Annotated in this window: 17 protein-coding genes; 8 read left to right on the forward strand and 9 right to left on the reverse strand. The window is 72.3% G+C overall.

Translation table 11 applies throughout. From position 1 onward, the window contains the following. Positions 1-78: 78 nt before the first annotated feature. Both OG867_RS14190 and OG867_RS14195 read left to right on the forward strand, forming a co-directional pair. Positions 79-1,023 (forward strand): 1-phosphofructokinase family hexose kinase, encoded by a 945-nt coding sequence (locus tag OG867_RS14190; protein WP_406285567.1) that lies wholly within the window; start codon positions 79-81, stop codon positions 1,021-1,023. Positions 1,024-1,086: 63 nt separating this feature from the next. Next, complete coding sequence (locus tag OG867_RS14195) at positions 1,087-1,938, forward strand: ketose-bisphosphate aldolase (RefSeq protein WP_406285569.1); 852 nt, start codon at positions 1,087-1,089, stop codon at positions 1,936-1,938. Positions 1,939-2,008: 70 nt separating this feature from the next. Here OG867_RS14195 and OG867_RS14200 read toward each other — a convergent pair whose 3' ends face one another. Together OG867_RS14200 and cdgB are read right to left on the reverse strand one after the other, a co-directional pair. Beyond that, positions 2,009-2,980 carry a carbohydrate-binding protein gene (locus OG867_RS14200; RefSeq protein WP_406285571.1) on the reverse strand — a complete coding sequence of 324 codons (972 nt, stop codon included), beginning with the start codon at positions 2,978-2,980 and terminating at the stop codon, positions 2,009-2,011. Between the two features lie 143 nt (positions 2,981-3,123). Further along, complete coding sequence (cdgB, locus tag OG867_RS14205) at positions 3,124-4,758, reverse strand: diguanylate cyclase CdgB (RefSeq protein WP_406285573.1); 1,635 nt, start codon at positions 4,756-4,758, stop codon at positions 3,124-3,126. A gap of 268 nt (positions 4,759-5,026) precedes the next feature. Here cdgB and OG867_RS14210 point away from each other — a divergent pair, with 268 nt between their 5' ends. Beyond that, on the forward strand, positions 5,027-5,590 hold the full coding sequence (locus OG867_RS14210) for a flavin reductase family protein (RefSeq protein ID WP_330313019.1): 564 nt from the start codon (positions 5,027-5,029) through the stop codon (positions 5,588-5,590). Between the two features lie 82 nt (positions 5,591-5,672). Here OG867_RS14210 and arfB read toward each other — a convergent pair whose 3' ends face one another. After that, positions 5,673-6,107 (reverse strand): alternative ribosome rescue aminoacyl-tRNA hydrolase ArfB, encoded by a 435-nt coding sequence (gene arfB, locus OG867_RS14215; protein ID WP_328901430.1) that lies wholly within the window; start codon positions 6,105-6,107, stop codon positions 5,673-5,675. Between the two features lie 169 nt (positions 6,108-6,276). Between arfB and OG867_RS14220 the strand changes: the two genes are divergently transcribed. Together OG867_RS14220 and OG867_RS14225 are read left to right on the forward strand one after the other, a co-directional pair. Further along, positions 6,277-6,852, forward strand: a complete 576-nt coding sequence (locus OG867_RS14220; protein ID WP_328901429.1) for a TerD family protein — start codon at positions 6,277-6,279, stop codon at positions 6,850-6,852. 254 nt (positions 6,853-7,106) lie between these two features. Further along, on the forward strand, positions 7,107-8,681 hold the full coding sequence (locus OG867_RS14225; protein WP_406285576.1) for a M4 family metallopeptidase: 1,575 nt from the start codon (positions 7,107-7,109) through the stop codon (positions 8,679-8,681). 25 nt (positions 8,682-8,706) lie between these two features. On the opposite strand, the gene OG867_RS14230 is transcribed toward OG867_RS14225, so the two are convergent. From OG867_RS14230 to OG867_RS14245, 4 genes are read right to left on the reverse strand one after another with little or no spacing between them, the layout of a single operon-like run. Continuing rightward, entirely contained in the window at positions 8,707-10,122 is a 1,416-nt protein-coding gene (locus OG867_RS14230) for a M1 family metallopeptidase (protein ID WP_406285579.1), read from the reverse strand. Between the two features lie 51 nt (positions 10,123-10,173). After that, positions 10,174-11,247 (reverse strand): hypothetical protein, encoded by a 1,074-nt coding sequence (locus OG867_RS14235; RefSeq protein WP_406290955.1) that lies wholly within the window; start codon positions 11,245-11,247, stop codon positions 10,174-10,176. A gap of 41 nt (positions 11,248-11,288) precedes the next feature. Then, positions 11,289-11,918 (reverse strand): ankyrin repeat domain-containing protein, encoded by a 630-nt coding sequence (locus tag OG867_RS14240; protein ID WP_328901425.1) that lies wholly within the window; start codon positions 11,916-11,918, stop codon positions 11,289-11,291. A gap of 31 nt (positions 11,919-11,949) precedes the next feature. Beyond that, entirely contained in the window at positions 11,950-12,507 is a 558-nt protein-coding gene (locus OG867_RS14245) for a heme-binding protein (RefSeq protein ID WP_328901424.1), read from the reverse strand. A 230-nt stretch (positions 12,508-12,737) separates the two neighbouring features. Here OG867_RS14245 and OG867_RS14250 point away from each other — a divergent pair, with 230 nt between their 5' ends. The 3 genes from OG867_RS14250 to OG867_RS14260 are packed head-to-tail and all read left to right on the forward strand — an operon-like array spanning position 12,738 to position 15,168. After that, positions 12,738-13,967 carry a sensor histidine kinase gene (locus OG867_RS14250; protein ID WP_406285581.1) on the forward strand — a complete coding sequence of 410 codons (1,230 nt, stop codon included), beginning with the start codon at positions 12,738-12,740 and terminating at the stop codon, positions 13,965-13,967. Next, positions 13,964-14,617 (forward strand): response regulator, encoded by a 654-nt coding sequence (locus OG867_RS14255; RefSeq protein WP_406285583.1) that lies wholly within the window; start codon positions 13,964-13,966, stop codon positions 14,615-14,617. The genes OG867_RS14250 and OG867_RS14255 overlap by 4 nt, the downstream gene beginning before the upstream one ends. Before the next feature lie 53 nt (positions 14,618-14,670). Then, positions 14,671-15,168 carry a hypothetical protein gene (locus OG867_RS14260; RefSeq protein WP_265542672.1) on the forward strand — a complete coding sequence of 166 codons (498 nt, stop codon included), beginning with the start codon at positions 14,671-14,673 and terminating at the stop codon, positions 15,166-15,168. Between the two features lie 18 nt (positions 15,169-15,186). Here the strand turns inward: OG867_RS14260 and OG867_RS14265 are convergent, their stop codons facing one another. Together OG867_RS14265 and OG867_RS14270 are read right to left on the reverse strand one after the other, a co-directional pair. Next, positions 15,187-15,867 (reverse strand): pentapeptide repeat-containing protein, encoded by a 681-nt coding sequence (locus OG867_RS14265; protein WP_328901420.1) that lies wholly within the window; start codon positions 15,865-15,867, stop codon positions 15,187-15,189. Between the two features lie 41 nt (positions 15,868-15,908). Continuing rightward, positions 15,909-16,385 carry a GNAT family N-acetyltransferase gene (locus OG867_RS14270; RefSeq protein ID WP_406285587.1) on the reverse strand — a complete coding sequence of 159 codons (477 nt, stop codon included), beginning with the start codon at positions 16,383-16,385 and terminating at the stop codon, positions 15,909-15,911. Between the last annotated feature and the right edge of the window lie 21 nt (positions 16,386-16,406).

Here is a 16,406-nt window from a genome sequence, read left to right on the forward strand (position 1 = left end):
CTGGGAAACCAGCACGGAAAGCGCGTTCCAGCAAGGAATCAGCGCGCAGCACGGAACGAACGCGAAAGGGCGGCCGCGGTGATCCTCACGGTCACGCTGAACACGGCACTCGACCTCACCTACTCGGTCCCCGCCCTCGTACCGCACTCCAGCCACCGGGTCACCGATCTCTCCGAGCGCCCCGGCGGCAAGGGCCTCAACGTCGCCCGCGTGCTCACCGCCCTCGGCCACGACACCGTCGTCACCGGCTTCGCCGGCGGCGCCACCGGGGCCGTCCTGCGTGACCTGCTCGCCGCGCTCCCCCGGCAGGGCGGCGCCCTCACCGACGCGCTCGTCCCCGTCTCCGGCGACACCCGCCGCACCCTCGCCGTGGCTGACGCGGCCACCGGCGACACCACCCAGTTCAACGAGGCGGGACCGCACGTCACCGCCGACGAGTGGACCGCCTTCCTCGGCGCGTACGCGGGCCTGCTGAAGACCGCCGACGCCGTCGCCCTGTGCGGCAGCCTCCCGCCCGGCATCCACGTCGGCGCGTACGGCGAACTCGTCCGGCTCGCCCGCACCGCCGGCGTCCCCGTCCTCCTGGACACCAGCGGCGAACCGCTGCGCCGGGGCATCGCCGCCCGCCCCGACCTGATCAAGCCGAACGCCGACGAGCTCGCCCAGCTCACCGGCTCCCGCGAGCCCCTGCGCGCCACCCGCGACGCCCGCCGCCGCGGCGCCCACGGCGTCATCGCCTCGCTCGGCCCGGACGGCATGCTCGCCGTCACCCCGGACGGCGTCTGGCGGGCCTCGCCGCCCGCGCCGGTCAGGGGCAACCCGACCGGAGCGGGCGACTCCGCCGTGGCCGGGCTGCTCTCCGGCCTCGTGGAGTCCCTGAGCTGGCCGGACCGGCTGCGCCGGGCGGTGGCACTGTCGACGGCGACCGTGCTGGCCCCCACCGCGGGCGACTTCGACCGCACGGCGTACGAGGAGCTGCTGCCCCGCGTCGCCATCGAGGAACACGCAGCGGGGGCGGCCTGACGCCGCGCCCCGCCCCACACCGGGCCCGCCTGCCGGGTCCGGAGAAACAAACAGAGGTCAGCAATGCCGCTCGTCAGCACCGGTGAACTCGTCTCGGCCGCCCAGGCCCAGGGACGCGGGATCGCCGCCTTCAACGTCATCACCCTGGAACACGCGGAGGCCATCGCCACCGGCGCCGAACGCGCCGGCGCGCCCGCCATCCTCCAGATCTCCGAGAACGCCGTGAAGTTCCACGGTGGGCGGCTCACCGCCATCGCCGCGGCCGCCGCCGCCGTCGCCCGGACCTCCTCCGCGCCGCTCGCCCTGCACCTCGACCACGTCGAGTCCGTGGACCTGCTCCACCAGGCCCACGACGAGGGCTTCGGCTCCGTGATGTTCGACGCGTCCAAGCTCACCTACGAGGACAACGTCCGGGCCACCGCCGAGGCCGTCGCCTGGGGTCACGAGCGCGGCATCTGGATCGAGGCCGAGCTCGGCAAGGTCGGCGGCAAGGAGGGCGAGGCCCCGCTCGACGCCCACGCCCCCGGCGTCCGCACCGACCCGGACGAGGCCGCCGCGTACGTCGCCGCGACCGGCGTGGACGCCCTCGCCGTCGCGGTCGGCTCCTCGCACGCCATGACCGAGCGCACCGCCGCCCTCGACCACGAGCTCATCGGCCGGCTCCGCGCCGCCGTCCCCGTCCCGCTCGTCCTGCACGGCTCCAGCGGCGTCCCGGATGACGAGATCCGCCAGGCCGTAGCCGCCTCCGGCATGGTCAAGATCAATGTCGGCACCGCCCTGAACACCGCGTTCACCGGCGCCGTCCGCGCCCACCTGGCCGAGAACACCACGGGTGTCGACCCCCGCAAGTACATCGCCCCCGGCCGCGAGGCCATGGCCGCCACGGTCGCCGGCTTCCTCGCCCTGATGGGCTGAGCGGACCCGGGAAACGCACCGGCCCCCTCGCCCGGAGGCGAGGGGGCCTGGTAAGCCGTACGTCGTACGGTCAGCGGGTCTGGTGACCGGCCTTCAGCGACAGCTGGTCCAGGTTGGCGTCGCACTGATCGCCCTCGTTGCACGAGATCATCAGCGTGTTCTGGCCCTTGACGAGATTGACGTAGGCGTACGTCGTCGTCCAGCCCTTCTCCAGATCGCCCTCGGGGGCGTTGGCGAAGTTCTTCATGTTGATGTCGCGCGGGTCCTCGGCGTTGACCGTCAGCGAGGTCTTGGCATCCTTGCCCGGCACGCCGTACGTCACGAACAGCGTGTACTCACCGGCCTCCGGCACCTCGACGGACCAGGTCGCCGAGCGGCCCACCTCGTTGAGGTTGATGTACTGCCCGTTCGCGCTCTTGGCGCCCTTCACCGTGTTGTCGAGCTGCGCCGTGCCGCCCAGCTGGAGCGCGGCCGCGTCCTGCTTCGGGAGCTCCGCCGGGGCCGACGAGGACGAGGACGTCTCCGGCTTCGGGGACTCCTCGACCTCCGAGCCGGGGCCCTCCGAGGACGTCGCCTCGGCCTTCTTGTCCTTGTCGCCGTCGCTCGTCATCAGCGCCGCGCCGATGCCGATGAGCACCACCGCGACGACCGCGACCGCCGCGATCAGCAGGCCCTTGGTGTTGGGGCCGCCCTTGCCGGGACCGCCGCCGCGACCGCCCTGCTGCGGCACCTGCGTGGTGGCCGCGCCACCGGGATACGTCTCCGGGGCGGCGTACTGCGGGCTGGGCTGACCGTACTGGCCCTGGGGCGCCTGCGGCGGGTAGCCGTACGCCTGCTGCGGGACCTGCTGCCCGTACTGGCGCTCGCCGACGGTCCGCACCTGGTTGTACGAGGTCCGGGGCACACCCGGCTGGGCGGCGGGACCCGGGTAGCCGTAGCCGCCCTGTCCCGGCGGCTGCGCACCGGCCGCCTGCCCGTCCTCGTAGAGGTAGCCGAACGGATCGTCGTCCTCGGGTGTGCTCGCGCCGTTGTTCCCGGCCATCCCTGGGTCACTCCTCACCATGTCGCCGGCCGTCGCCGAATAGCGCCGACCGTCGCCGACCGGCCGAGCCTACCTCGAATGGACGATGTCAAGAATTGACAAGGACCTCGGCGGGAACCCGGGCGGGGACGCGCGGAAGAACGTCAGCCGGCCCTGCGGTGAACCTTCGACCGCGACCGCTTCTCCACGTACATCCGCTGGTCGGCGGAGCGCAGCACCTCTTCCGCGGTCATCCCGCAGGCCGCCCAGCCGATGCCGAAACTCGCCCCCACGCGCACCGCGCGACCGTCGACCCGAATGGGCGGAATGATCGCATTTCGCAGGCGAACGGCCAGGTCAGCCGCGTCCGCCGCACCCAGGCCGTCCGCGAGAACGACGAATTCGTCACCCCCGAGCCGGGCGACGGTGTCCCCGTCCCTGACGCAGGTGGTCAGCCGCCGGGCCACCTCGATGAGAACCGCGTCACCCGTGTGGTGCCCGAACCGGTCGTTGATCGACTTGAAGCCGTCCAGGTCGCAGAAGAGGACCGCCAGCCCCTTCGCCCCGTCGTCCCGCGATGTGTCCGGCGCCACCGCGTGCACATGGTGGTCGAACGGATGCGTACCCGGACCGCCGACCGGGTAGTGCCCCCGCGTCTCGTCCACGTCCCCGTACGCCGCGTCCACCGCCTCGACGTCCGTCGTCGCCGCCGCGTCCGGGCGGGCGCACAGCCGGGCGCCCAGCCGGGCCCGCAGCTCCGCGCTGTTGGGCAGCCCGGTGAGCGCGTCGTGCGAGGCGCGGTGCGCGAGGTTCAGCTCATGGCGCTTGCGCTCCTCGATGTCCTCCACGTGCGTCAGCAGGAAGCGCGGCCCGTCCGCCGTGTCCGCGACGACGGAGTTGCGCAGCGACACCCACAGGTACGAGCCGTCCCGCCGGCCCAGGCGCAGCTCGGCCCGTCCGCCCTCGGCGGAGGTACGGAGCAGGGTGCCGATGTCCTCGGGGTGGACCAGGTCGGCGAAGGAGTAGCGGCGCAGCACCGACGCGGGGCGGCCCAGCAGCCGGCACAGCGCGTCGTTCGTCCGCAGCAGCCGCCCCTGCTGGTCGCCGCCCAGCTCGGCGATCGCCATGCCGCTGGGGGCGTACTCGAATGCCTGGCGGAAGGATTCCTCGCTGGCCCGGAGCGCCTGCTGCTCGCGCTCCAGCCGGACCAGGGCCCGCTGCATGTTGGCCCGGAGTCTGGCGTTGCTGATCGCGATGGCGGACTGCGAGGCGTACATATGGAGCGCCTCGCGGCCCCAGGCGCCCGGGCGGCGTCCGTTGCGCGGCCGGTCGACGGATATGACGCCCAGGAGGTCCGAGCCGCCGCCGGACGCGTACATCGGGGCGTACAGCCGGTCCTGCGGGTGCCACTCGTCCTCGAAGCGCGGCTCCGGGCCCTCCGTGTGCCACTGCGGCACGTCGTCGTCCAGGAGGACCCAGCCCTCGGTGTGCGGTATGAACCGCAACCCGTCCCACGCCTCGCCCATCAGGAGCCGGCGTTCCCAGGAGGCGCGGGAGCCGACCCGGCCGGTGATCAGGGCCTCGGCGGCGTGGTTCCCGGCGAGGGCGGCGACGACGAGGTCGCCGTCGGGACGGACGAGGTTGACGCAGGCAAGCTCGTAGCCGAGGTTGGCGACGATCCCGTCGGCCACGGTCTGCAGGGTGTCGGCCAGGCTCCGCGCCGTGTTGAGATCGGCGACGGCCTGATGCAGCTGCCGCATCGTCGCGAGACGGACGTAGGGCTCCGACTCGGCGTCCATCGCTCGCACTCCCCGAGACCTCGACAGCACTCCAGAATTCATATCGACGTACGTGACGTACTTACTGCAGTGTCACGGCCACTGAATCACAGCGAGCTGTGCACCCGGTACACAGGGTCAGCAAATATTGCACTCTGTGACTCAAGTCACAAACGAGCGGGAAGAGGTCACAGCAGGTCAGAGAGGTGTCAGGAGCGGGCGGTCCTAGGACCCGGCTGGTCCCCTGGCCCGATGCGGGGGCGCGGAAGGCGCGGCTAGCGTTCCCGGTGTGTTGCAGACGAAACCCCCCACCCCGCGTACCGAGCCCGTCCCCCATGCTGAGGGGGTGAGCAACGAAGAGTTCCGTGCCGCCCTGTCCCGGCTGGCGGCCGGCGTGGTGCTGGTCACCGCCCAGGAGCCGCCGCTCGACGCGGACGGACGCGGTGAGGACGTCGGCATGACCGCGACCGCCTTCATGTCCGTGTCCCTGGACCCGCCGCTGGTCATGGTGAGCCTGCGCAACGACTCCCGGATGGACGACCTGCTCGCGGAGCAGCCGCTGTGGGCGGTGTCCGTGCTGGCGGAGAGCCAGCGGCACATCGCGGGCCGGTTCGCGATGAAGGGCCGGATCAGCGACCGGCTGCTCTTCGAGGACATCCCGTACGTACGCGGCGAGGTCACCGGCGCCCCGCTGGCGGGCGGCGCGCTCGCGACGCTGGAGTGCCGCACGGAACAGCGGGTGGTCGCGGGCGACCACACCCTGGTGATCGGCCGCGTGCTGGGGGCGCGGGTCCCGAGCGGGGACGGCGGGCCGCTGACGTATTTCCGGGGCAAGTACCGGCAACTGGGCTGAGCCGAGGGGCCGGGGCCGGAGGGCCGGGGCCGGAGGGCCGGGCCGGACAGCCCGCAGCGCCGGGCCGGGCACGGCGACCGCGCTACCAGTCGCGCCCCGAGCGACCCCGCTTCGTATCGCCGCGCTGCTTCTTCTCGCGCAGCCGGCGTTCGTTGATCCCGCGGGGGATCTTCTTCTTCACGCGCGGCCTGGGCGGCGGGGCGGACGCCTCCGCCAGGAGGGCCGCGAGGCGTACGGCGGCCGTCTCACGGTTGCGCCACTGCGAGCGGTGCTCCGATGCGCGTACCGCGAGCACACCGCCGGTCAGCCGGCCCGCCAGCCTTTCCAGCGCGCGGGCCTTCCACACCTCGGGCAGCGCCTCGGTGGCCGCGAGGTCGAAGCGCAGCTCGACCTGCGAGTCGCTGGTGTTGACGTGCTGCCCGCCGGGCCCGGAGGACCGCGAGAAACGCCACATGAGCTCGGCCTCCGGCAGGGAGACCGAACCGCGGATGACATAGGGCCCGGACATGACACCCATGTTCCCCGCCCCACCAGCTGTTCGTCACCTCTTTTTGCGGCGCCCCGGCACCTCTTCGGCAAAGAAAGTAAAGGCGCGCGGAACCTCTCGGTCCCCTGTCGGCGTTATGACCTGTGACGGTAGCTTCGTGACCGCGAAGCCCGCACCCGACAGATGAAAGGGACTTCCCATGGCAGTAAGCCTGTCCAAGGGCGGCAACGTCTCCCTCACCAAGGAGGCCCCCGGCCTCACCGCCGTCACGGTCGGCCTCGGCTGGGACGTCCGTACCACCACCGGCACCGACTTCGACCTCGACGCCTCGGCGATCGCGGTCAACACCGGCGGCAAGGTCTACTCCGACGGCCACTTCGTCTTCTTCAACAACAAGGCGACCCCGGACCAGACCATCGTGCACACCGGTGACAACCTCACGGGTGCGGGCGAGGGCGACGACGAGCAGATCAACGTCAACCTGGCGGGCCTGCCGGCCGACGTCGACAAGATCGTCTTCCCGGTCTCCATCTACGACGCCGAGACCCGCAGCCAGAACTTCGGCCAGGTGCGCAACGCGTACATCCGCATCCTCAACCAGGCCGGCGGCGCCGAGATCGCCCGCTACGACCTGAGCGAGGACGCCGCCACCGAGACCGCCATGGTCTTCGGCGAGCTGTACCGCAACGGCGCCGAATGGAAGTTCCGCGCCGTGGGCCAGGGCTACGCCTCCGGCCTGCGCGGCATCGCCCAGGACTTCGGCGTCACCCTCTGACGCCAGCAAGCCCTTTCGAGGAGCCCCCGGCCGCACGTCCTGCGGCCGGGGGCTCCCGCATGTCCGGACACCCGATCCCGACATGCCCGGTCCCGACCGGTCAAAGGCCGCCGGATAACGGACATGACAGTGCCTCAGTCGGACAAGAACTGGTCAAGGAAATGTGAGGCATTTGTTGGTACACCGTCAATAGCGCCGATTCGGTGGCAGGCTCCCGGCTCGTAACCCCCCACGGAACGAGCAACGGAGCTTGTATGACCCCCCACATCACCACCCGTCGCGCCGCAGCCCTGGCCGCCGTGGCCGCGATGGTCCTCGTCGGGATGCAGTCCGGTGCGGCGAACGCCCACCCGAACACCCCCGGCGACTCCGCCTCCGCCTCCACCACCCCGGCCTTCAGCAGTGCCTCGGTCCGCACCACCGCCATCAAGTCCGCCCAGTCCGACGCCTCCTCCACCGCCTCCGCACTGAAGCTGGGCGCCAAGGAGAAGCTGATCGCGCGTGACGTGATCAAGGACGCCAACGGCACCGTCCACACCCGCTACGAGCGCACCTACGCCGGGCTGCCCGTCCTCGGCGGCGACCTCGTCACCCACACCGCCGCCGACGGCAAGCTCAAGAGCGTCACCAAGGCGACCACCGCACGCATATCCGTGCCGTCCACCACGCCGAAGATCAAGACCGCGGCGAGCGCCCGCACGGTGATCTGGGCCGGTGACGGCACCCCCGTCCTCGCCCTGGAATCCGTGAAGACCGGCGTCCAGAAGGACGGCACCCCCAGCCGCAAGCGCGTCATCACCGACGCCACCACCGGCAAGGTCCTCCAGAGCTACGAGGAGATCGAGACCGCCGGCGTCGGCAACAGCCAGTACAGCGGCAAGGTCGACCTCACCACCACCGCGTCCGGCTCCGGCTTCGAGCTGACCGACGGCGACCGCGGCGGCCACAAGACGTACGACCTCGACCAGGGCGAGAGCGGCACCGGCGACCTCGTCACGGACGACGACGACACCTGGGGCGACGGCACCGGCAACGACCGCCAGACCGCCGCCGTCGACGCCCACTACGGCGCCGCGCAGACCTGGGACTTCTACAAGTCCGCCTTCGGCCGCGACGGCATCGCGGGCGACGGCAAGGCCGCGTACTCCCGGGTCCACTACGGCGACGCGTACGTCAACGCCTTCTGGGACGACAGCTGCTTCTGCATGACGTACGGCGACGGCGCCGACAACAAGAGCGCCCTCACCGCCCTCGACGTCGCCGGCCACGAGATGAGCCACGGCCTCACCTCTTCCACCGCCAACCTCAACTACTCCGGCGAGTCCGGCGGGCTCAACGAGGCCACGAGCGACATCCTCGGCACCTCCGTCGAGTTCTTCGCCGACAACGCGACCGACGTCGGCGACTACCTCATCGGCGAGAAGATCGACATCAACGGCGACGGCAGCCCGCTGCGCTACATGGACGAGCCCAGCAAGGACGGCGGCTCGGCCGACTACTGGGACAGCGGCGTCGGCGACCTCGACGTCCACTACTCCTCCGGCGTCGCCAACCACTTCTTCTACCTGCTGTCCGAGGGCAGCGGCGCGAAGACCGTCAACGGCGTCGACTACGACTCCCCGACCTCCGACGGCTCCACCGTCACCGGCATCGGCCGGGACAAGGCCGTCCAGATCTGGTACAAGGCCCTGTCCGAGTACATGACCTCCACCACCGACTACGCGGACGCCCGCACCGCCACCGAGAAGGCTGCGACCGACCTCTACGGCGCCGACAGTGCCGAACTCAAGGCCGTCGACGCGGCCTGGAGCGGCGTCAACGTGAAGTAACCCGTACGCGGGAAGCGGGAGCCGGTCAGCCGTCCGCGGCGGGCCGGCTCCTGCCGTACAGCCATGCCTTCCACAGATCCGACAGGTCCTGGCCCGTCTCCTCCTCCACGTACGCCGTGAAGTCGGCCGTCGACGCGTTGCGGTGCCGGTACTTCTTCGTCCAGCCCTTCAGCAGCGCGAAGAACTCCTCGTCGTCGTCCACCGCCTCGCGGATCCTGTGGATGACCATCGCCCCGCGCCCGTACACCGGATCGTCCGAGATCCGGGCGGCGGACGGCGGATCGGCGGGCGGGAAGGCCCAGTTGTCCTTGTCCTCGTAGGCGTCCTCGAACGACTCCTCGGCCGGGGTGTCGTTCCTCTCCTCCTCCCACAGCCACTCCGCGTACGTCGCCAGACCCTCGTTCAGCCACATGTCGCGCCAGCTCTCCGGCGTGACCGAATCGCCGAACCACTGGTGCGCCATCTCGTGGACGAGCAGCCCCACGCTCGGCGGGCCGGGGAAGAACGGCCTGTTCTGCGTCTCCAGCGCGTACCCCGCGTCGTCCTCGCGGTCCACGATCGCGCCCGTCGCGGAGAACGGATACGGACCGAAGTGCTCCGCCTCCCAGGCCACGACCTCCGGCACCCGGGCGACCGTCCGCGCGCTCGCCTTCGCCACCTCCGGGTCCACCGCTGTGAACACCGTGATGCCGCCGGCCATCGTGGACGTCTTCGTCTCGAACCTCCCGATGGCCAGCGTCGCGAGATAGCTCGCCATCGGCTCGGCGGTGTGCCAGCGGAACGTCGTGCGACCCTTCTCCGTGACCGGCGGACCCGCCATCACCCCGTTGGAGACCGCCGTCAGCCCCTTCGGGACGGTGACCGTCAGGTCGTACGCGGCCTTGTCGCTCGGGTGGTGATTGCCGGGGAACCAGGCCATCGAACCGATCGGCTCACCGAGGGCCAGCGCCCCGTCGTCGGTCGGCAGCCAGCCCTCCTCGGACTCGTCCGGGTCGGTGATCGTCTTCGGTGAGCCGGAGTAGCGCACGACGGCACGGAACGTCTCGCCCTTCCGCAGCCGGTCCTCGACCTTCGCGTCCGTACGGAGCGTCAGCTCGTTGCCCGCCCGGTTCACGGCGGCCGGACGCCCTTCCACGGTCGCCGACTTCACGGTCAGCCCGGCCAGGTCCAGATGGAACGAGCTGAGATCCTGCGTGGCGCGCGCGGTGATCTCGGCCGTCCCGCGCAGGGTCTGCTCGTCCGGGTCGACGTCGAGCGTGAGGGCGTAGTGCGTGACGTCGTAGCCCCCGTTGCCCAGCTTCGGGAAGTACGGATCGCGGACCCCGGCCGCGCCCGGCCTGCCCTCCACCCCGCCCGTGCAGGCGGGCGCGAGGACGGCGAGGGCGAGCAGGGGGAAGGCTGCGCGGGCCGCCCTGCGGCGTGCCGGGGTTCGATGATCCACACGGATGATCCTATGTGCGGAATGTCGTAATCCGGAGGTGGTACGCCGGGCTCACAGCACCGCGATCCCCAGCGGCCGTTCACCCGCAGCCAGACGGACCGGAGGGGTCTTCCCGTCGAGAGTGACGATCGTGATGCCGTTCCAGTAGCCGTCCCGGGTGAAGCCTCCTGTGACGTACGCCGTACGGCCATCCTGCGACACGGCGACGTCCTCGTGCGGGCCGTCCAGCTTCACGACGCGTTCGGAGCCGTTCGGCTCACGGATCGTCAGCGACGCCTCCTCGTCGTCGGAGGCGATCGGGCCGGTGCCGACGACGAGCAGCGTGCCGTCGGGGGCGAGCGCCGCGCCGTGCTGGTGGGTGTTGGCCGTCATCCGCTCGACGGCCACCTTCCCGGTGCGCGGGTCGAGGACGGCGAGCCGCTCGCCCTCGAACGGCAGCAGCACCTTCCCGTCGGACGGCCGGACCACCGCGTAGTGCGGCTTCAGCCAGGAGCCGAGCCCGCCCTCGGTGCCGTACGGGGCGACCTCCATGCGGCGCGCGCGGAGCGTGTCCGTACGGACGGACGTCACGTCGAACGAGTCGTGCCCGGTGGCGTACGCCTCCGAGCCGTCGCGCGACACGTCCACGTCGAACGGCCGGCGCCCGACGGGGACCGTGCCGGTCACCTTCCGGGTCGCGGTGTCGATGACCTCAAGGACCCCGTCGCCACCGGGCACGTTGACGCCGACGTACGCGTGCCGGCCGTCGGGAGCCAGCGCGATACCCATCCCGCCGCCCCGGTACTCACCGGTGGTCGCGGGGCCGGTCCGCGTCTTGTACGGGATCAGGGCCGGCCGCGTCCGCTTCTCGGTGTCCACGACCGCGACGCCCTCGGCGGTGGTGACCCACGCCCGCCCGTCCGCGCCGACAGCGACGCCGTAGGGAGCGGTGCCGACCTTCACCCGGTCGAAGGCACCCCGTACCGGATCCACGAAGGACACGGTGTCGGCCCCGAAGTCGGCGACGAGCAGGGTGCCGTCCGGGGTGGTGCGCGGGGCGGGCGCCTGCGCGCCGGGGGAAGTGGTGGGCGAGGCGGCGGGGGACACCGGCGCCTGCGTGGCACCGCATCCCGCGAGCACGGCCATCGCCGCGACGGTGGCCAGGAGGGCGGGAACAGGGCGGGCCCTCACCGCGCACCCCCGCTGTCCGGCGCCTCCGCGCCCCGCGCGGCACGCAGCAGCGCCGCGATCCCCGCGAACCCGCGCCGCTCCGCGTGCTCCAGCGCGGTCACCCCGTCGCCGTCCGGCAGCCCCGGCGTCGCGCCCGCCGCGAGCAGCAGCTCCACGATCTCCTGGTGCGCCCGGCCGCCGTCGCCGAGGATCACGGCCTCCAGCAGGGCGGTCCAGCCCAGCCGGTTCACGTGGTCGACGTCGATGTCGGTGACCCTCAGCAGCTCCCGTACGTACGCGACATGACCGCGCTCGCTCGCCGGGATCAGCGCGATCCCGCCGAACCGGTTCCGCAGCTTCAGGTCGGGACCGGCCGGCAGCAGGACGCGCAGCATCTCCACGCTGCCCGTCACGCCGGTGGCCAGCCAGGGGCTCTCCTCGCGCCGGTCCTGCGCGTCCGGGTCGGCGCCCGCCGCGACGAGCGCCCGGGCGGCCCCGGCGTGGTTGCCGTGGACGGCCAGGAGCAGCGGGGTGCGCAGCTCCTCGTCGCGGGCGTCGACCCGGGCGCCGCCCTCGATCGCGGTCCGCACTCCGTCGGTGTCGCCGGTGCGCGCGGCGTCGAGCAGCTGGTGATCGAGGGCGTTCATGTCCGTCTCCCGGGAGGTGTGCGCGTACGTACTACTTGGCGAGGGCGGCGACGCCGGCCTGCGCGAACTTCTCGTCCAGGTCGCCGCTCGGGGCCCCCGCGACGCCGATGCCCGCCACCGGGGCACCCTTGACCTGCACGGGGGCGCCGCCCGCGAGGAACAGCGTGCCAGGGATGTCCTTCAGGTTCGGGGCCTGGGCGAGCCGCTTGGCCAGCTCGGAGGTCGGGGCGTTCCACGACACGGCGGTGTACGCCTTCTTCTCGGCCGACTCGTACGCCTGCGGGCCCGAGCCGTCGCCGCGCAGGGTCAGGATCGTGTTGCCGTTGCGGTCGACCACCGAGACGGCGACGCGCTGGTTCTCCTTCTTCGCCGCGTCCAGGGCGGCCTGCGCGGCCTTCGTCGCGGCGTCGAGCGTCAGGTGCGGCGTCTCCTGGAGGTTGCGATGCGCGGTGTCGGCCTTGACGGTGGTCGCGGGGGCGGCGGCCGGGGTGGACGCGTTCGCGGACATCGCGCCGAAGGTGCCGGCCCCGAGGGCGGCGGCGGCGACGGCACCGGTCAGGACACGGGTGCGCAGCGACATCTTCTTCATCAGGGGCTCCTCAGCGGGGCGGACGGAAGCGGGTGGTTCCCGCGTCCTGTCATCCATCGTTGGCCCGGAACCGCCCCCGGACGGTCGTCGTACCGGCTCGACCCGGCGCCCGGGACGGCTGACGTCCCCATCGGCCGATCGGTTGATGCGGAGACGGCCGTCCGGGGGGACGATGGAATGTCCACGCAGGTCAGCGCGGGTCCACCCGGACCGGAGAACAGGGGTACGAGGTGCGGCACGGGTACGAGGACGGGCCCCGGCCCACGCCGGAGCGGGACGCCGACGACACCCGCTCCCTCGCCCTCCTCATGCACGCCGCGTTCTTCCTGCTCCTCGGCGCCTCGCTCGCCCGGTTCCTGCTCCGGCACCCCGGTGAGGCCCGCACGCCCTGGATCATCGGCCTGTCGATCGCCCTGGCCGTGCTCTACGTCGTCGGGCCCGTGCTCGGCTCGCGCCCCACCGCCCGCAGCCTCGTCTGGCTCGGCGGGCTCGTCGTCGTGTGGATGGTGGTGGTCGTCCTCGCGCCCAGCTTCGCCTGGTGCGCGGTGCCGCTCTTCTACACCGGGCTGCGCATCCTGCCGCCCCGTGCCGCGTACGCGCTCGTCGCGCTGCTCACCCTGCTCGTCGTCGCCGCGCAACTCCGCCTCGCACACGGCTTCGACCCCAACCTCGTGCTCGCCCCGCCCGCCGTCGCCGCCGTCGCCACCGCCGTGTTCGTCCATATGCGGCGCCAGGCCGTACGGCAGAGCGGGCTCATCGACGACCTGCTCCGCACCCGCCGCGAACTCGCCGCCACCGAGCGCCGCGAAGGCACGCTCGCCGAACGCCAGCGGCTGTCCATGGAGATCCACGACACCCTCGCCCAGGGCCTGTCCAGCCAGCAGATGCTCCTCCAGGCCGCCGACCGCACCTGGGACACCGACCCGGCCGCCGCCCGACGCCACATCCGTACCGCCGAAGGCATCGCCGAACGCAACCTCGCCGAGGCCCGCCGCTTCGTCCACGACCTGGCCCCCGCCGACCTGGCCGAGGGCGGCGGCCTCGACGCCGCCCTGCACGCACTCGCCGCCCGCGAAACCGCCCAGGCACAGGGCAGGCTCACCGTCCGCTGCCACATCGAGGGCGCCCCGCACACCGTCCTGCCCGACCGCACCCAGTCCGCCCTGCTGCGGATCGCCCAGGGCGCCCTGGCCAACGTCACCGAACACGCGGGCGCCACCGAGGCCGCCCTCACGCTCACGCACCTGGACGACCGCACCGTCCTCGACATCGCCGACAACGGCCACGGCTTCACGCCCACCGCCGGCACCCCCGGCGGGGTGCGCGGCCACGGGCTGCCCGCGATGCGCGCCCGCCTCCACCAGCTCGGCGGCACCCTCACCATCGAATCGGCCCCCGGCGAAGGCACCGTCGTCACCGCCACCGTCCCCGTCGCCCCCACACCCCAGGACCCCGCATGACCGCCGACAGGACCACAGACATGAGCGCCGACCGCATCCGCATCCTGCTCTGCGACGACCACGCCGTCGTACGCGCCGGGCTCCTCGCCCTCCTCGGCAGCGAACCCGACATCGAGGTCGTCGGCGAGGCGGGCAGCGGCGAGGAGGCCGTGGCACTCGCCGCCCGGCTCGCCCCCGACGTCGTCCTGATGGACCTCCAGCTCGGCACCGGCATCGACGGCGTCGAAGCGACCCGCCGCATCGCGGCCGGCCCCGGCACCCACGTCCTCGTCCTCACCACGTACGACACCGACGCCGACATCACGCGCGCCATCGAGGCGGGCGCCACCGGCTACCTGCTCAAGGCCGAACGCCCCGAGGAGCTGTTCGCCGCGATCCGCTCCGCCGCCCAGGGCCGCACCACGCTCTCCCCGCCCGTCGCCAGCCGCGTGATGGCCCGCATGCGCGCACCCCGCCCCACGCTCACCGACCGCGAACGCGACATCCTCGGCCAGCTCTCCCGGGGCCTCGGCAACCGCGAGATCGCCCGTGCCCTGTTCATCAGCGAGGCCACGGTCAAGACGCACCTGGGCCGCATCTACGACAAGCTCGGCGTCGACACCCGCGCCGGAGCCGTCGCCGTCGCCAAGGAACAGCGCCTGCTGCCCTGAAGCCCCCGCCCGCTGGTGCCGGACCGACACGCCGGGCATGACACCATCGAACCGTGCTCGACATCGGCTACTCCCTCTCCCGCCGCTTCCCCGACCCCCCGCAGACCGACTACCGCCGCGCGGACGTCCGCGCGCTGCGGCACGACCTGTTCTCCGGGGACGTCTACCTCGCGGACACCAAGGCGGACCGCGAAGTATCCACAGCCTGGGGATGGGTGCCGGTGCTCGACTTCGCCTGGGCGCTGTGCGACATCGTGGAGCGGATCGACCAGGACCCGCGCGGCAGCCGCTCGCACCGCCGCCAGCAGGCCGAACTCGACTTCACCGAGTCCACCGACCGCATGCTCTTCGAGCGCCGCTTCGGCTGGGTCGACATCGAGGCCGACTGGATGGACCCCGAGGAACCGCCGCTGACCTTCAGCCACTCCCTCCTGCGCCGCGAAGCCCGCGACTTCCTGCACGACCTGATCGCCGACCTGGCCGACATGCACGAGGGCCTGGCCGACAACCCGGCCGTCTGGGACCTCCAGGCCCGCTTCCCCCGCCTCTGACCGGGCCCGGCCCGCGCCTCACGCCTCCACCCGCACCCCGATCTGCGCCGCGAACGCCGGCGCCAGCTCCATCAGCTGCACCGGGCTGATCACCGCGCCCGCCAGCCGCTCCACGCCCCGCGCGATGTCCAGCTCCGCGGTCCCCCGCAGATCCACGTCCTCCATCCGCACCGCGCTGAAGTCCGCCCGCTTCAGCACGCAGTCCCGGAACTCGACCCGCGTCAGCCGCGCACCCCCGAAGTCCGGCTCCGCCAGCACACAGCCCTCGAAGACGACGTCCGTCAGCCGGGCCTCCCGCAGATTCAGGTAGTCGATCTTCCCGCCCCGCACCACCACCCGCTCCAGCACCGCGCCGTGCAACTGCACCCCGCCCAGCCGCGCGTCCACCACCTCGACATCCCGCAGCGACGCCTCCGCGAGATCGGTGCCCACCCCCCGTACGCCCGTCAGCACCGAGTCGATGAACCGGGCCCGCACCAGCTCCGCCCGGTCCAGGGCGCAGCCCTCCAGCGCGCAGTCCATGAACCGCGCACCCCGCCCCGACGCGTCCTCCAGGTCCACGGACGCCCCGAACCGCACCCCGTCGTAATCCCCGTCCGGTTCGAGCCCGCCCTCCTCGAAATCCACCAGCGGCGGCAACCGCACCTCAGGCCGCCGCGCCGCCTTCACCCCACCGCTCCGACCACCACTGCGCACCATGCCCCCATCGTGACGCACGCCACTGACAACGCCCCGGCGCCTCACGCCCCGCCCAGCTCCGCCAGCGCCCCGTCGGTCAGCCGGTACACCGTCCACTCGTCCTGCGGACGCGCGCCCAGCGACTCGTAGAACGCGATCGACGGGGCGTTCCAGTTCAGCACCGACCACTCCAGGCGCTCGTAACCCCGCTCCCCACAGATCCGCGCCAGCTCCCTCAGCAGCGCCTTCCCGTGCCCGCCGCCGCGCCGCTGCGGGCGTACGTACAGGTCCTCCAGGTAGATGCCGTGCACCCCGCGCCACGTCGAGAAGTTCAGGAACCAGAGCGCGAAGCCGACGACCTCGCCGTCCTCGTCCGACTCCGCGATGTGCGCGAACGCCGCCGGCCGCTCGCCGAACAGCGCCTCCCGCAACTGCTCCTCCGTCGCACGCACCTCGTGCAGCGCCTTCTCGTAGTCGGCCAACTCACACACCATGGCGTGGATGACGGGGACATCGGCGGGGGTGGCGGTACGAATCATGCGTGCAGCGTAGACATCGCC

Origin of the sequence: Streptomyces sp. NBC_00209 (assembly GCF_045206345.1) — a bacterium.
In the GTDB taxonomy this organism is placed as follows: Bacteria; Actinomycetota; Actinomycetes; order Streptomycetales; family Streptomycetaceae; genus Streptomyces.

What these genes read in the sequence shown, in the direction of transcription:
- OG867_RS14195 (WP_406285569.1), top strand. Translation starts at nt 1,087, where the DNA reads ATGCCGCTCGTCAGCACCGGTGAACTCGTCTCGGCCGCCCAGGCCCAG.
- OG867_RS14200 (WP_406285571.1), bottom strand. Translation starts at nt 2,980, where the DNA reads ATGGCCGGGAACAACGGCGCGAGCACACCCGAGGACGACGATCCGTTC.
- cdgB (WP_406285573.1), bottom strand. Translation starts at nt 4,758, where the DNA reads ATGGACGCCGAGTCGGAGCCCTACGTCCGTCTCGCGACGATGCGGCAG.
- arfB (WP_328901430.1), bottom strand. Translation starts at nt 6,107, where the DNA reads ATGGGTGTCATGTCCGGGCCCTATGTCATCCGCGGTTCGGTCTCCCTG.
- OG867_RS14220 (WP_328901429.1), top strand. Translation starts at nt 6,277, where the DNA reads ATGGCAGTAAGCCTGTCCAAGGGCGGCAACGTCTCCCTCACCAAGGAG.
- OG867_RS14225 (WP_406285576.1), top strand. Translation starts at nt 7,107, where the DNA reads ATGACCCCCCACATCACCACCCGTCGCGCCGCAGCCCTGGCCGCCGTG.
- OG867_RS14235 (WP_406290955.1), bottom strand. Translation starts at nt 11,247, where the DNA reads ATGGCCGTGCTCGCGGGATGCGGTGCCACGCAGGCGCCGGTGTCCCCC.
- OG867_RS14240 (WP_328901425.1), bottom strand. Translation starts at nt 11,918, where the DNA reads ATGAACGCCCTCGATCACCAGCTGCTCGACGCCGCGCGCACCGGCGAC.
- OG867_RS14245 (WP_328901424.1), bottom strand. Translation starts at nt 12,507, where the DNA reads ATGAAGAAGATGTCGCTGCGCACCCGTGTCCTGACCGGTGCCGTCGCC.
- OG867_RS14255 (WP_406285583.1), top strand. Translation starts at nt 13,964, where the DNA reads ATGACCGCCGACAGGACCACAGACATGAGCGCCGACCGCATCCGCATC.
- OG867_RS14265 (WP_328901420.1), bottom strand. Translation starts at nt 15,867, where the DNA reads ATGGTGCGCAGTGGTGGTCGGAGCGGTGGGGTGAAGGCGGCGCGGCGG.
- OG867_RS14270 (WP_406285587.1), bottom strand. Translation starts at nt 16,385, where the DNA reads ATGATTCGTACCGCCACCCCCGCCGATGTCCCCGTCATCCACGCCATG.